Raw genomic sequence first — 12,292 nt, 5'->3', positions numbered from 1 at the left:
CTGCTAGCCGCGCCGCAGCGTACCGGCATCCCGCACGCCGACGCCCGGCGCGACGGGCAGGCCATGCGCCTGGAGCCACTCGGCGATCACGGAAGAGTCAGCCGGCAGTTCCACCGCGAGCGGTCCGGCAAAGATGCGCCAGCGGTCGAGATTGCGCGCCGGAACACCGACCAGGACCGGAATGCCCTGGCTGACCGCCTCGGCGATCGCGCCGCGCAGGCCGCCGCCGTCGGCTTCGATCTTGCCGAACTTGTTGACCACCAGAAGACGCGGTTGCTCAAGGCGGAGGCTCGCGGTGACGGCCTCGGCCAGATCGGTCAGGAGGCCGACATCGAGCCGGCATCCGCGCGCCTCCCGGCCGCGATCTTCGGCGATCGCCGTGACTTCGCCCGTCGAGAGATCCTGCAGGACGATATCGCAAGGGTGCCGGCCCTCCATGCCTGTGGACTCCAGTTGCAGCGCGCCCGCCAGGGCAATGCCGCGCTCGCGCAACGGTTCGATGGCGCGGGCCATCACGCGATCAGGATAGACGCCGTCGGCATAGGCCAGCGCGGCGATGAGCACGTCGGACATCGTTCAACTCCCCTTACAGGTGCATTGGCCGCCACAGCCCCCATCTGCACCGCCGTCAGCACTGTGGGCGTCGTGGCGCAGCGACCATTCGAGCATGTGCTTCAGGCAGGCCGTGCCGGCATCGTCGGCGCGCTCGAGCGCCGTCATGAGGGCGAGCCAATCGTCGTCGGAAGCGAGCTGTGCAAAGCGGCGCGAGGCCCCGGCGGCGTACTCTCCGATTCCCTCCCCGAACGGCCGGCCGGCCGCCTCGACCCGGACCATCAGGTTGAGATCCTCCAGCGCCACCAGCGTCCCGGCGGCGAAAGTCTCATCGCCCAGTCGTTCCAGAACCTCGCCCAGCACCATGGCCGCCTCCTACTGAACGAGCGGGCCGCGCGCGGCGGCGAGATCGACACCGGCGACCTGGGCGCGGCCGGCCAGGATTGATACGTATTGCTGCTGGGCGCGGCGGCGGACCGCCTCGTCGAGGTAATCGGCAATGCGATCCCGGACGAGATCGAACGGCAGCACCTCGCCGTCGACGCGGCGGTCGAGCCGCACGACATGCAGACCATAGCGGCTCTCGACGGGCTCGGGATGAACCAGCCCTGGAACCATGCCGCGCAACGCCATCTCGAACTCGGGAACGGTCTGGCCCGTGCTGACCTGGCCGAGATTGCCGCCCTGCTTCGACGACGGGCAGGCCGAGTGCGCGGCGGCTGCAGCGGCGAAACCGGCGGGTTCCTCCGCCAGCCGGGCGACCAGTGCCATCGCGGACTCTCGGGCTGCGTCGCGGGCGACAATGTCATCCGGTGCCGCCACGAACAGGATATGGGCAGCCTCGAACAGGTCGGGTGAGCGGAAGCGGCGGATGTTGGCGTCGTAGTAGCGCCGGCATGCGCCTTCATCGGCGCTTGGCACGACCACCTCACGCTCGATCAGGGCGCGCAGGCGCGCCTCGTGCGGCGTCTCGCGGCGGCCCTCGCCGTCATCGATCGGCTCGGCCACGATCGAGAGCCTTTCGGCCTCCTGCGACAGCAATTCGCGGATTGCCAACGCCTGAGCCGCCAGCATCCAGGCCTGGTCGGGATCGGAGGCCTGATGATGCTGGGTTTCGCGAGCGATGGCCGCACTCGGGATGACCACGCCGTTGACGCTGACCGGTACCGGTCGGGTGAAGCGACGGCGGGCCGGGTGCGGTGCAGCGGCCGACTGAGAGGTGCTCATCGCTTTCACTCCGCCGGCTGACGAGAGACAGGTCGACCCGATTCAGACAGGGGACGCCGCCGACGCACGACCTGGTAGCCACGACGGCCGAGGTACCAGACCGGTGCCGACCAGATGTGCACCAGGCGGCTGAATGGGAACACGAGGAACAGGGTCATGCCCAACACAAGGTGCGTGAGGTAGGGCCAGTCGAGGCCTTGCAATGGCCTGGCGTCGACCGGATGCAGGATCACGATGCCCTGCGCCCAGTGCGACAGGATCAGCATCACCGACCCGTCCGAATGCGCGAAGGAGAACGGCAGCGTGGCGAGGCCGAGACAGAGCTGGAGCCACAGGATCGCCAGGATGGCGATGTCCATCACCGAGCTGTTTGCGCGGATGCGGACATCGAACAGGCGACGGTGCAGCAGCATGGTGAGGCCGACGAAGCAGACGACGCCCGCAATGCCACCGGCGGCGACGGCGATCAGCTGCTTGTGCTCGACGGTGATGAAGAGCGTGTAGAGCCAGGTCGGCGTCAGCAGACCCACTGTATGCCCCAGCAGCAGGAACAGGATGCCGACATGGAACAGATTGGAGCCCCAGGCGAGCTGACGCTTGCGCAGGATCTGACTGGAGCTGGCGCGCCAGGTGTATTGCTCGCGGTCGAACCGGATCAGGCTGCCGAGCAGGAAGATCGTCAGGCAGATGTAGGGATACCAGACGAACAGGAGATGGAAGACGTAGTCCTTCATGACCGGACTCCCGGGTTGGAGGGCGCCGTGGCGTGACGCCCAGTCGATCTTCCATGAGCGAGAGGCGGTGCGACACCTTCGGCCGGCCGCATGGCCGCGCGCAGCCGGGTCGAAAGCCCCTCGACGCCGCACGCACCCTTCGCGTCGGCAGCCCCCGGACCGAAGGTCACTTCCTCCTCTTCCCAGGCTGCGTCCAATGCCTCGAGATCGTCCGGTTCGGGATCGGGTTCTGCCCGCAGCACCGCCAGCGCCTTCTCATCGAGCCTGGCTTTCGAAATCGCCAGCAGCGCAGACATCACGGCGACGTAAGGCGAACTCCGCTTTGCCAGGCGCTCCCTGAGGGCCGCGATCACGTTGGCCGGCTGGCCGATCAGCTCGATGGCCGCCTGCGGCGGACGCGTCGACGCATACTCCAGGAACAGCGGCAGGAAGTCAGGCAGCTCGGTCGCGGTGGGCGTGTAGCCGCTCTCTTCGTAGAGCTTGAGCAGGTCGACCATGGCCTGGCCACGGTCTCGACTCTCGCCGTGGACATGCTCGAAGAGATGCAGCGACAGCGATCGCGTACGGTCGAACAGCAGGCCGTAGCGCTCCTGCAGGTCGTAGAGATCGCCCCCGGCGAGGTCATCGATCAATCGATGAAGCTCCCCTCGTACCGCCAATGGCAGGATGCCATCGCTGTCGATTACCTGGCGGATTTCGTCGGCCGCCTCGATGAGGTCGGTGCTCGGGTAGGAAAGCAGTGCGGCGAGGGCCCTGAGCGTCTTCATCACACGACCTCCATCGGATTCTTGGCGCGCAGTTTCCCGCCGGAGAACAGATTGCCCCCGTCGTCGCCGGACGAGCAGCCGTTGCCGAAGCTGAAGCCGCAGGCGCCGCGAAGCTGATAGGCGTCCTCGGCGGTCTCGCGGTGGGCTGTCGGGATCACGAAGCGGTCCTCGTAGTTGGCGATCGCCATGATGTGATACATCTCCTCGATCTGCTGTGGGCTCAGCCCGACGCGCGCCGCGACGGCGCCGTCGATCACGCCATCCACGGTCTTGGCGCGCATGTAGGCGCGCATGGCGAGCATGCGCTCCAGACCGCGCGCCACCGGTCCCTCGTCGCCCGCCGTCAGCAGGTTGGCGAGATAGCGCAGAGGGATGCGAAGGGAGCGAACGTCCGGCATGCCACCGTCGATGCCCATCTTGCCCGCCTCGGCCGCCGCCTGGATCGGCGACAGCGGCGGCACGTACCAGACCATCGGCAGCGTGCGGTATTCGGGATGCAGCGGAAAGGCGACCTTCCATTCCATGGCCATCTTCCACACCGGGGAGCGGCGTGCGGCCTCCAACCAGGCATCGGGCACGCCGTCGCGACGCGCCTGGGCAATCACCGTCTCGTCGTTGGGATCCAGGAAGATGCCCATCTGGGCGTCGTAGAGCTTCTTGTCGTCAGCCACGCTCGCGGCCTGCTCGATGCGGTCGGCGTCATAGAGCATGACGCCGAGGTAGCGGATGCGACCGACGCAGGTCTCGGAGCATACTGTCGGCTGTCCCACTTCGATGCGAGGGTAACAGAAGGTGCACTTCTCCGATTTACCCGACGACCAGTTGAAATAGATCTTCTTGTAGGGGCAGCCGGACACGCACATGCGCCAGCCGCGGCACTTGTCCTGGTCGATCAGGACGATACCGTCCTCTTCCCGCTTGTAGATGGCACCCGACGGGCAAGCCGCGACGCAGGCCGGGTTGAGACAATGCTCGCACAGTCGCGGCAGGTACATCATGAAGGTGTTCTCGAACTGACCGTACATCTCCTTCTGCACGCCCTCGAAATTGGCGTCGACGGAGCGCTTGGCGAATTCGCCGCCGAGGATCTCTTCCCAGTTGGGTCCCCACTCGATCTTCTCCATGCGCTTGCCGCTGATCAGCGAGCGCGGCCGCGCCGTCGGGAAGGCTTCCAGCTCGGGCGCCTTCTGCAGGTGTTCGTAGTCGAAGGTGAACGGCTCGTAGTAGTCGTCGATCTCAGGCAGGTCGGGGTTCGCGAAGATGTTGGCGAGGATGCGCCACTTGGAGCCGATCCTGGGCTGGATCCGGCCGTTGCGCTTGCGCGTCCAGCCGCCCTTCCAGCGCGTCTGGTTCTCCCAGTCCTTCGGGTAGCCGATGCCGGGCTTGGTCTCGACATTGTTGAACCACGCGTATTCCATACCCTCGCGATTGGTCCATACGTTCTTGCAGGTAACGGAACAGGTGTGACAGCCGATGCACTTGTCGAGGTTCAGCACCATCCCGATTTGAGCGCGAATCTTCATGATACTTCTCCCCTTCACTCGGCGGCGCTGAGGACGGGAACGGCGTCCTTGTGCGGGCGTTCGAGCCAGTCGACCTTGCCGAGCTTGCGCAACACCACGAACTCGTCGCGGTTGGTCCCGATGGTGCCGTAGTAGTTGAAGCCGTAGGCCTGCTGGGCATAGCCGCCGATCATATGCGTCGGCTTCATCACCACGCGCGTGACCGAGTTATGGATGCCACCGCGGTTGCCGGTCATCTCCGAGCCCGGCACGTTCACGATCTTCTCCTGCGCGTGATACATGAAGAGCGTGCCTTCCTTCATGCGCTGAGAGACGACGGCGCGGGCGACCAGAGCGCCGTTCACGTTGTAGGCTTCGACCCAGTCGTTATCGACGATGCCCGCCCTCGCAGCATCGACCTCACTAAGCCAGACGATGGGACCGCCGCGCGACAGGGTCAGCATCATGAGGTTGTCGGTGTAGGTAGAGTGGATGCCCCATTTCTGGTGGGGCGTGATGAAGTTCAGCACGATCTGCTTCTCGCCATTTGGCTGGCGGTCGATCACAGGCTTGACGGCGCGAAGATCGAGCGGCGGACGGTAGACACACAGGCCCTCGCCGAATGCCAGCATCCAGAGGTGATCCTGATAGAGCTGCTGGCGCCCGGTGAGCGTGCGCCAAGGGATCAGTTCGTGGACGTTGGTGTAACCGGCGTTATAGCAGACCTTGTCACTCTCCAGCCCCGACCAGGTCGGCGCCGAGATGATCTTGCGCGGCTGAGCCACGACATCGCGGAATCGAATCTTCTCGTCTTCCTTGGGCAACGCGAGATGGGTGTGGTCGCGGCCCGTGGTCTTGGACAGGACACCCCAGGCACGCACAGCGACCTCGCCGTTGGTCTCCGGCGCCAGCATCAACAGCGTTTCGGCGGCGTCGATGTCGCTCTCGATGCGCGCCAGACCTTTGGTTGGGCCCTCGGTAGTCACGACGCCGTTCAACTGCTTCAGCAGCTCGACCTCGTGCCCTGTCGGCCAGGCAATGCCTTTGACGCCGTTGCCGAGTTTGTCCATCAGCGGTCCGAGTGAAGTGAAGCGCTTGTAGACGTTGGGATAGTCGCGTTCGACGACGGTGACGGCGGGCATGGTCTTGCCGGGGATCGGCTCGACCTCGCCGCGCTTCCAGTCCTTGACGTCGAACGGCTGCGCCATCTCCCCCGGGCTGTCGTGCATGATCGGCGTCAGCACGACGTCCTTCTCGACGCCGAGGACCTCGGGCGCAACACGCGAAAATGCCTTGGCGATCGACTTGTAAATGTCCCAGTCGCTGCGTGCCTCCCAGACCGGATCCACCGCCGCGGTCAGCGGGTGGATGAACGGGTGCATGTCGGAGGTGTTGAGATCGTTCTTCTCGTACCAGGTGGCCGTGGGAAGGACGATGTCGGAGTAGACGCAGGTCGTGGACATGCGGAAGTCGAGCGTGACCAGCAGGTCGAGCTTTCCTTGCGGCGCCTCCTCGTGCCACACCGCCTCGGCCGGCTTGGCCTTGCCCTCCTGCCCCAGGTCCTTGCCCATCACGCCATGGGTCGTACCCAGCAGATGCTTCAGGAAGTATTCGTGTCCCTTGCCCGAGGACCCGAGCAGGTTGGAGCGCCACACGAACATGTTGCGCGGCCAGTTCTTCGGATCATCAGGATCCTCACAGGACAGTTTCAGCTCGCCGCTCTTGAGCTTCTGCACGACGTAGTCCCTCGGCTCCATCCCGGCTGCCGCCGCATCGCGCGACACCTGCAGCGGGTTGGTCTCGAGTTGGGGCGCGGACGGCAGCCAGCCCATGCGCTCGGCACGGATGTTGTAGTCGATGATCGCGCCGTCCCACTTCCCCGGAGGCGCGGTTGGCGAGACGATGTCGCCGACGTTGATCGTCTCGTAGCGCCACTGGTCGCTGTGGGCATAGAAGGCCGACGTCGAATTCTGCTGCCGTGGCGGACGCCCCCAGTCGAGGGCGAAGGCGAGCGGCAACCAGCCGGACTGCGGGCGCAGCTTCTCCTGGCCGACATAGTGCGCCCAGCCGCCGCCGGACTGCCCAACGCAGCCGCACATCGCCAGCATGTTGATCACGCCGCGATAGTTCATGTCGGCGTGGTACCAGTGGTTCATCGCTGCGCCGATGATGATCATCGACCGGCCATTGGTCTTCTCGGCGTTGGTCGCGAACTCGCGCGCCACCTGGATGATCTTGTCGCGCGAGATGCCGGTGATCTTCTCCGCCCATGCCGGCGTGTAGGGCACGTCGTCGTCGAGCGACCCGGCGACGTTGGGCCCGCCCAGCCCTGCGTCGACGCCATAGTTGGCGACGAACAGGTCGTGAACCGAGGCGACGAACGCGTCGCCGTCGACCAGCTTCAGCGACTTCACCGGCACCCGCCGCTTGAGCACGCCTTCATGATCCGTCGAGGCGAAGTGCTCGTGCTTGATGTTGCCAAAGTATGGGAATCCCACGTCCACCGCCTCATCCCGCACGTCGGCGAGCGACAGCCGGAGGGTCACGTCTCTGCCCGCGGATTCCTTGTTCTCCAGGTTCCACTTGCCGCTCTCGCCCCACCGGAAGCCGATGGACCCGCGTGGCGCCACGACATCGCCTGTCGTTTCATCGAAAGCGACTGTCTTCCATTCGGGATTGTTGGACTCCCCCAGAGACGCGTCAAAGTCGGACGCGCGAACGAAGCGGTCGGGAACGTACATGCCGTCGCGCTTGGCAAGTTTCACCAACATCGGCATATCGGTGTACTGGCGGACATAGTCGCGGAAATACTTGGCCTGCCTGTCGACGTGATACTCCTTCAGGATCACGTGACCCATCGCCATGGCCAGCGCGGAGTCGGTTCCCTGCTTCACCGACAGCCAGATGTCGCCGAACTTCGACGCCTCAGAGTAGTCGGGGCAAATCACGGCGCTTTTCATGCCGCGGTACCGAGCCTCGGTGTAGAAATGTGCGTCGGGCGTGCGCGTCTGTGGCACGTTTGAGCCCCAGAGGATGACGAACCCCGCATTGTACCAGTCGGCCGACTCGGGCACGTCGGTCTGCTCACCCCAGGTCTGCGGTGAGGCCGGCGGCAGGTCGCAGTACCAGTCGTAGAAAGACATGCAGACGCCGCCGATCAGCGACAGGTAGCGTGAGCCCGCGGCGTAGGAGACCATCGACATGGCCGGGATCGGCGAGAATCCGAAAATCCGGTCCGGTCCATGAGCTTTTGCCGTATAGGCATTGGCCGCGGCGACGATTTCGGTCGCTTCGTCCCAGCCGACGCGCACGAAGCCACCATGCCCGCGCTTGCTGGTGTAGGCCTTGCGTTTCTCAGGATTCTCGACGATCGACGCCCATGCCGCGACCGGCGACAGGGTGGCGCGTGCCTCGCGCCACAGCCGCAGCAGGCGCGAGCGAGCCAGCGGATACTTCACGCGATTGCCGGAATAGAGATACCAGCTGTAGCTTGCGCCGCGCGAGCAGCCGCGCGGTTCGTGATTCGGCAGCTCGGGGCGCGTGCGCGGATAGTCGGTCTGCTGCGTCTCCCAGGTGACGATTCCGCCCTTGACGTAGATCTTCCATGAGCACGAGCCCGTGCAGTTAGCACCATGCGTGGAGCGCACGATCTTGTCGTGCTGCCAGCGCTTCCGGTAGGCATCCTCCCAACCGCGATTCTCTTCAGTGGTGATGCCGTGGCCGTCGGCGAACGGCTCCCGGACTTTCTTGAAGAACGTCAGCCGATCGAGGAAATGCGACATGATTAATATCCTTCAGCGAGCAGGACGGGCAGACGGCACGGACACCGCGGCGCAACCGCGCTCGATGTCGAACAGCAGGCCGCCCCGGCGGGTGTAGAAGAACCAGGTGATGAGGATGCAGCTCAGGTAGAAGGCCAGGAACCCGTAGAGCGCGAGCGATGCGCCGCCGGTCAGCGCGATCGAAGATCCGAAGCTCTTGGGAATGAAGAACGCGCCATAGGCGGCGATCGCCGACGTGAAGCCGATGATCGCAGCCGATTCCTTGTCGGACTGCATGCGGCGCGTATCTGCCGACACGCCGGGCATCAGCCGGTCCATGTCCTTGCGCATGATCGCGGGGATCATCTGGAAGGTCGATGCGTTGCCGACACCGCTCGCGAAGAAGAGCAACAGGAACATGGCGAAGAACCCAGCGAAGTTCTTCTCGCCGAGGAAGTGCACGACCCCCAGCGCGCCCAGCGCCATGACCACGAATACCCAGAAGGTGACGCGCCCGCCGCCCCAGCGATCGGCGACCCAGCCAGTCAACGAGCGCGAAATCGCGCCGACCAGAGGCCCCAGGAAGGCGTACTGAAGAGCGTTGATCTCGGGGAACTGCGTCTTGGCGAGCAGCGGAAAGCCCGCCGAGTAGCCGATGAAGGAGCCGAAGGTGCCGGTGTAGAGCCAGCACATGATCCAGTTGTGTCGACGCTGGAAGATCACCGACTGCTCGGCAAACGAGGCCTTGGCCGACGCGATGTCGTTCATGCCGAACCAGGCGGCAAAGGCCGAGGCGGCGATGAACGGCGCCCAGATGAAGCCGGCGTTCTGCAGCCAGAGCCTGGTCGTACCGCTGGCGTCCCGGGCGATCTGGGCATCCCCGCCCAGCCAGCCGAAAACGCCGGTCGTGATGACGACCGGGACGATGAACTGTACGACGCTGACGCCCAGGTTGCCGAGACCAGCATTGAGGGCAAGGGCGTTGCCCTTCTCCGCCTTGGGAAAGAAGAACGAGATGTTGGACATCGACGAGGCGAAGTTGCCGCCACCGAAGCCGCAGAGCAGCGCCAGCACCAGGAAGATCCAGTAGGGCGTGGCTGGGTTCTGCACGGCGTACCCGACGCCGACCGCCGGGATCATCAGCGACCAGGTCGCGAGGGTCGTCCACAGCCGTCCACCGAAAATCGGCACGGTGAAGGAGTAGAAGATCCGCAGCGTCGCTCCGGAGACGCCGGGCAGCGCCGCCAGCCAGAACAGCTGGTCTGTCGTGTACTGGAAGCCGACCGCCGGCAGCTTGGCGACGACCACCGACCATACCATCCAGACAGCGAACGACAGCAGCAAGGCGGGGATCGAGATCGCGAGATTGCGTCGCGCGATCCGGCGACCGGTCTGCTCCCAGAAGACCTTGTCTTCCGGCCGCCAGTCGTCGAGGGTCTTGCCCGAGAGCTTGCCGACATGCTCGGGCCGGTGGATTTCCTGCATTTCCGGGAGCTCGGGCAACCCGCCCAGCGCTTCGCCCGCCGCGTGGCGCTCCATGGCGCGAATCGACACGTGCATCCACACCAGCGAGACGGCGGCGACGAGGAACATGAGCATAAAGCAGCTCGTCCAGATGCCGGTCAGGTCGTTCAGCGCACCGAAGGCGATCGGCAGCACGAAGCCGCCCAATCCGCCGACCAGCCCAACGACGCCGCCGACGGCGCCGACATGCTTGGGGTAGTAGACCGGGATGTGCTTGTAGACCGCGGCTTTGCCCAGGCTCATGAAGAAGCCCAGCACGAAGGCTACGGCGGTAAAGGGGATCAGGCCCATCTCCAGCGTGAACGAGATTGGTCCGGTGATACCCTTCACGACATATTGCGTGGGCGGATAGGACATCACGAAGCAGGCGGCGACCGAGACACCGAAGGTCCAGTACATCACGCGCCGGGCGCCGAACCTGTCAGACAGGACACCGCCGTAGATGCGAAACAGGCTGGCCGGTACGGAGTAGGCTGCGCCGATCATGCCGGCAGTCGTGATGTCGAGACCGTAGACGCCGATCAGGTAGCGCGGCAGCCAAAGCGCCAGCGCCACGAAGCCGCCGAAGACGAAGAAATAATAGAGAGCGAAACGCCAGACCTGGATGTTGCGCAGCGGCTCGAGCATGGCCGATATCGGCTCCGGCTTTGCGCCGGACTTGCGCCGTGCCGCAAGTGCGGGATCGTCCCTGGTCGTGAACCAAAATAGCAGGGCCATCACGAGCAGAGCGCCGCTCCAGATTTCGGCGACACTCTTCCAGCCGTAGGCCACCATGACGAAGGGCGCGACAAACTTGGTGACGGCGGCCCCGACATTGCCTGCACCGAATATGCCGAGCGCTGTGCCCTGCCTGCCTGGCCCGTACCAACGGGAAACGTAGGAGATGCCCACGGCGAACGAGCCACCGGCGATGCCGACGCCAAGCGCGGCCAGAAGGAAGGTCGGGTAGTCGTAAGCGAAGGTGAGCAGCCAGGTCGCCATCGCTGCGGCGACCATGACGCCGACATAGACGACACGCCCGCCATACTGATCGGCCCAGATGCCGAGAATGAGGCGGATCAGCGAGCCGGTCAGGATCGGCGTGCCCACAAGCAGCCCAAACTGCGTGTCCGTGAGTCCAAGGTCTTTCTTGATCTGAATTCCAATGATGGAAAAGATCGTCCAGACGGCAAAGCAGACGGTGAAGGCGAGGGTGCTCATGCCGAGCGCCGCGCCCCTTCCTTCCGGGACCGTTTCCTGGATACTCGGCGGTCGCTGCATCAGATGCTCCCCGTTGCGCCACTCACTGGCGGCACGAGGGAAACTTTGGTGCAGGCTGCGTCGGACTATTTGATTTGAGTCAAATCCGGCCCGGGTGGCGGGACTCTTCGTTCGAATGTTCTCTTTTGTGAACAGTGCCTGTTACCATTTGGTAATTCTGCAAAGGCCTGCGGTTGCGCCAGATCAACGAGCTTTGTCTTTGAGGGGTGCACCACTACCTAAAGCAAGAAGGTAGAGCCCAATTATGCGCACAACCGACATGCCGCTGATCCGTCGCTCGCGCTTGTTCGCCCAGGTGGGCGAACCCGATCTTGCGGCGATGTTGGCCGCCTGCTTCGTCCAGACATTGCCAGCGAGCGCAACGCTCTGCCGGCAGGGTGAAAAGGCGGAGTTCCTTCATGTCGTTCTGTCCGGTCGCGTCGGCTTGTTCGGTTCGGCCGGCCATGAAGAGGCGTTGGTGGAATTCTTCGGGGCGGGCGACGCCTTCATCGTGCCGGCAGTGGTGCTCGATGCGCCTTACCTGTTGACGGCACGAATGCTCGAAGAGGGGCGTATCCTGATGTGGCCGGCCGCGGCGTTCCGCGCCCAGGTGCGGGCCACGGGCGCATTGGCCTACGGAGCGGTGCTACTACTGTCAGGCTACTGGCGTACGCTCATAGGGCAGATCAAGGATCTGAAGCTACTCTCCGCAATAGAGCGGCTTTCGGCTTTCCTCCTCGCCTTGGCGCCGCGCGAGACCGGCCCCGTCACGGTAACGCTGCCGGGAGGCCGGCGCCTCGTCGCCGGCCGGCTGGGCATCACGCCGCAGAGCCTGTCGCGCGCCTTCGCCGCGCTACGTCCTCTCGGCATCAGCGGTGGAGGCCGCCAGGTGACGATCGTCGATCCGGCACGCCTGCGCGAATTCGCCGGCGCCCGCGCCTTGAGGGGCCCGGAGAGACGCGACTGACATTGGATGCGTTTGTGAA

9 protein-coding genes are annotated in these 12,292 nt (G+C 64.8%); 1 reads left to right on the top strand and 8 read right to left on the bottom strand.

The window, feature by feature from the left end; translation table 11 throughout:
• Positions 1-3 precede the first annotated feature (3 nt).
• From KQ910_RS08010 to KQ910_RS07975, 8 genes are read right to left on the bottom strand one after another with little or no spacing between them, the layout of a single operon-like run.
• Positions 4-573 (bottom strand): DUF2478 domain-containing protein, encoded by a 570-nt coding sequence (locus tag KQ910_RS08010; protein WP_216958106.1) that lies wholly within the window; start codon positions 571-573, stop codon positions 4-6.
• Positions 574-576: 3 nt separating this feature from the next.
• Complete coding sequence (locus KQ910_RS08005; RefSeq protein WP_216958104.1) at positions 577-918, bottom strand: hypothetical protein; 342 nt, start codon at positions 916-918, stop codon at positions 577-579.
• Between the two features lie 9 nt (positions 919-927).
• A complete protein-coding gene (locus tag KQ910_RS08000; protein ID WP_216958102.1) occupies positions 928-1,779 on the bottom strand; it encodes a peptidylprolyl isomerase in 852 nt (283 codons plus the stop codon).
• A gap of 5 nt (positions 1,780-1,784) precedes the next feature.
• Entirely contained in the window at positions 1,785-2,513 is a 729-nt protein-coding gene (narI, locus tag KQ910_RS07995; protein WP_216958100.1) for a respiratory nitrate reductase subunit gamma, read from the bottom strand.
• Positions 2,510-3,280: a nitrate reductase molybdenum cofactor assembly chaperone gene (narJ, locus tag KQ910_RS07990; RefSeq protein ID WP_216958098.1), complete on the bottom strand. Its 771-nt coding sequence runs from the start codon at positions 3,278-3,280 to the stop codon at positions 2,510-2,512. The genes narI and narJ overlap by 4 nt, the downstream gene beginning before the upstream one ends.
• Positions 3,280-4,803 (bottom strand): nitrate reductase subunit beta, encoded by a 1,524-nt coding sequence (narH, locus tag KQ910_RS07985; protein ID WP_216958096.1) that lies wholly within the window; start codon positions 4,801-4,803, stop codon positions 3,280-3,282. Before narH ends, narJ begins: the two co-directional genes overlap by 1 nt.
• 14 nt (positions 4,804-4,817) lie before the next feature.
• Positions 4,818-8,564 (bottom strand): nitrate reductase subunit alpha, encoded by a 3,747-nt coding sequence (locus tag KQ910_RS07980; RefSeq protein WP_216958095.1) that lies wholly within the window; start codon positions 8,562-8,564, stop codon positions 4,818-4,820.
• Positions 8,565-8,576: 12 nt separating this feature from the next.
• Positions 8,577-11,327, bottom strand: a complete 2,751-nt coding sequence (locus KQ910_RS07975; RefSeq protein ID WP_304627846.1) for a nitrate/nitrite transporter — start codon at positions 11,325-11,327, stop codon at positions 8,577-8,579.
• A gap of 259 nt (positions 11,328-11,586) precedes the next feature.
• On the opposite strand from KQ910_RS07975, the gene KQ910_RS07970 reads away from it, so the two are divergent.
• Entirely contained in the window at positions 11,587-12,273 is a 687-nt protein-coding gene (locus KQ910_RS07970) for a cyclic nucleotide-binding domain-containing protein (protein ID WP_216958091.1), read from the top strand.
• Positions 12,274-12,292: the final 19 nt, after the last annotated feature.

The sequence above is a fragment of the Reyranella humidisoli genome (genome assembly GCF_019039055.1).
GTDB lineage: Bacteria > Pseudomonadota > Alphaproteobacteria > Reyranellales > Reyranellaceae > Reyranella > Reyranella humidisoli.
Note: the sequence above shows the minus strand (reverse complement) of the source record. Positions and strands in the feature narration are given on the sequence as shown.

Excerpts from the sequence above, each read along its gene's own strand:
- KQ910_RS08010 (WP_216958106.1), bottom strand. The coding sequence starts at position 573 with ATGTCCGACGTGCTCATCGCCGCGCTGGCCTATGCCGACGGCGTCTAT.
- KQ910_RS08005 (WP_216958104.1), bottom strand. The coding sequence starts at position 918 with ATGGTGCTGGGCGAGGTTCTGGAACGACTGGGCGATGAGACTTTCGCC.
- KQ910_RS08000 (WP_216958102.1), bottom strand. The coding sequence starts at position 1,779 with ATGAGCACCTCTCAGTCGGCCGCTGCACCGCACCCGGCCCGCCGTCGC.
- narI (WP_216958100.1), bottom strand. The coding sequence starts at position 2,513 with ATGAAGGACTACGTCTTCCATCTCCTGTTCGTCTGGTATCCCTACATC.
- narJ (WP_216958098.1), bottom strand. The coding sequence starts at position 3,280 with ATGAAGACGCTCAGGGCCCTCGCCGCACTGCTTTCCTACCCGAGCACC.
- narH (WP_216958096.1), bottom strand. The coding sequence starts at position 4,803 with ATGAAGATTCGCGCTCAAATCGGGATGGTGCTGAACCTCGACAAGTGC.
- KQ910_RS07980 (WP_216958095.1), bottom strand. The coding sequence starts at position 8,564 with ATGTCGCATTTCCTCGATCGGCTGACGTTCTTCAAGAAAGTCCGGGAG.
- KQ910_RS07975 (WP_304627846.1), bottom strand. The coding sequence starts at position 11,327 with ATGCAGCGACCGCCGAGTATCCAGGAAACGGTCCCGGAAGGAAGGGGC.
- KQ910_RS07970 (WP_216958091.1), top strand. The coding sequence starts at position 11,587 with ATGCCGCTGATCCGTCGCTCGCGCTTGTTCGCCCAGGTGGGCGAACCC.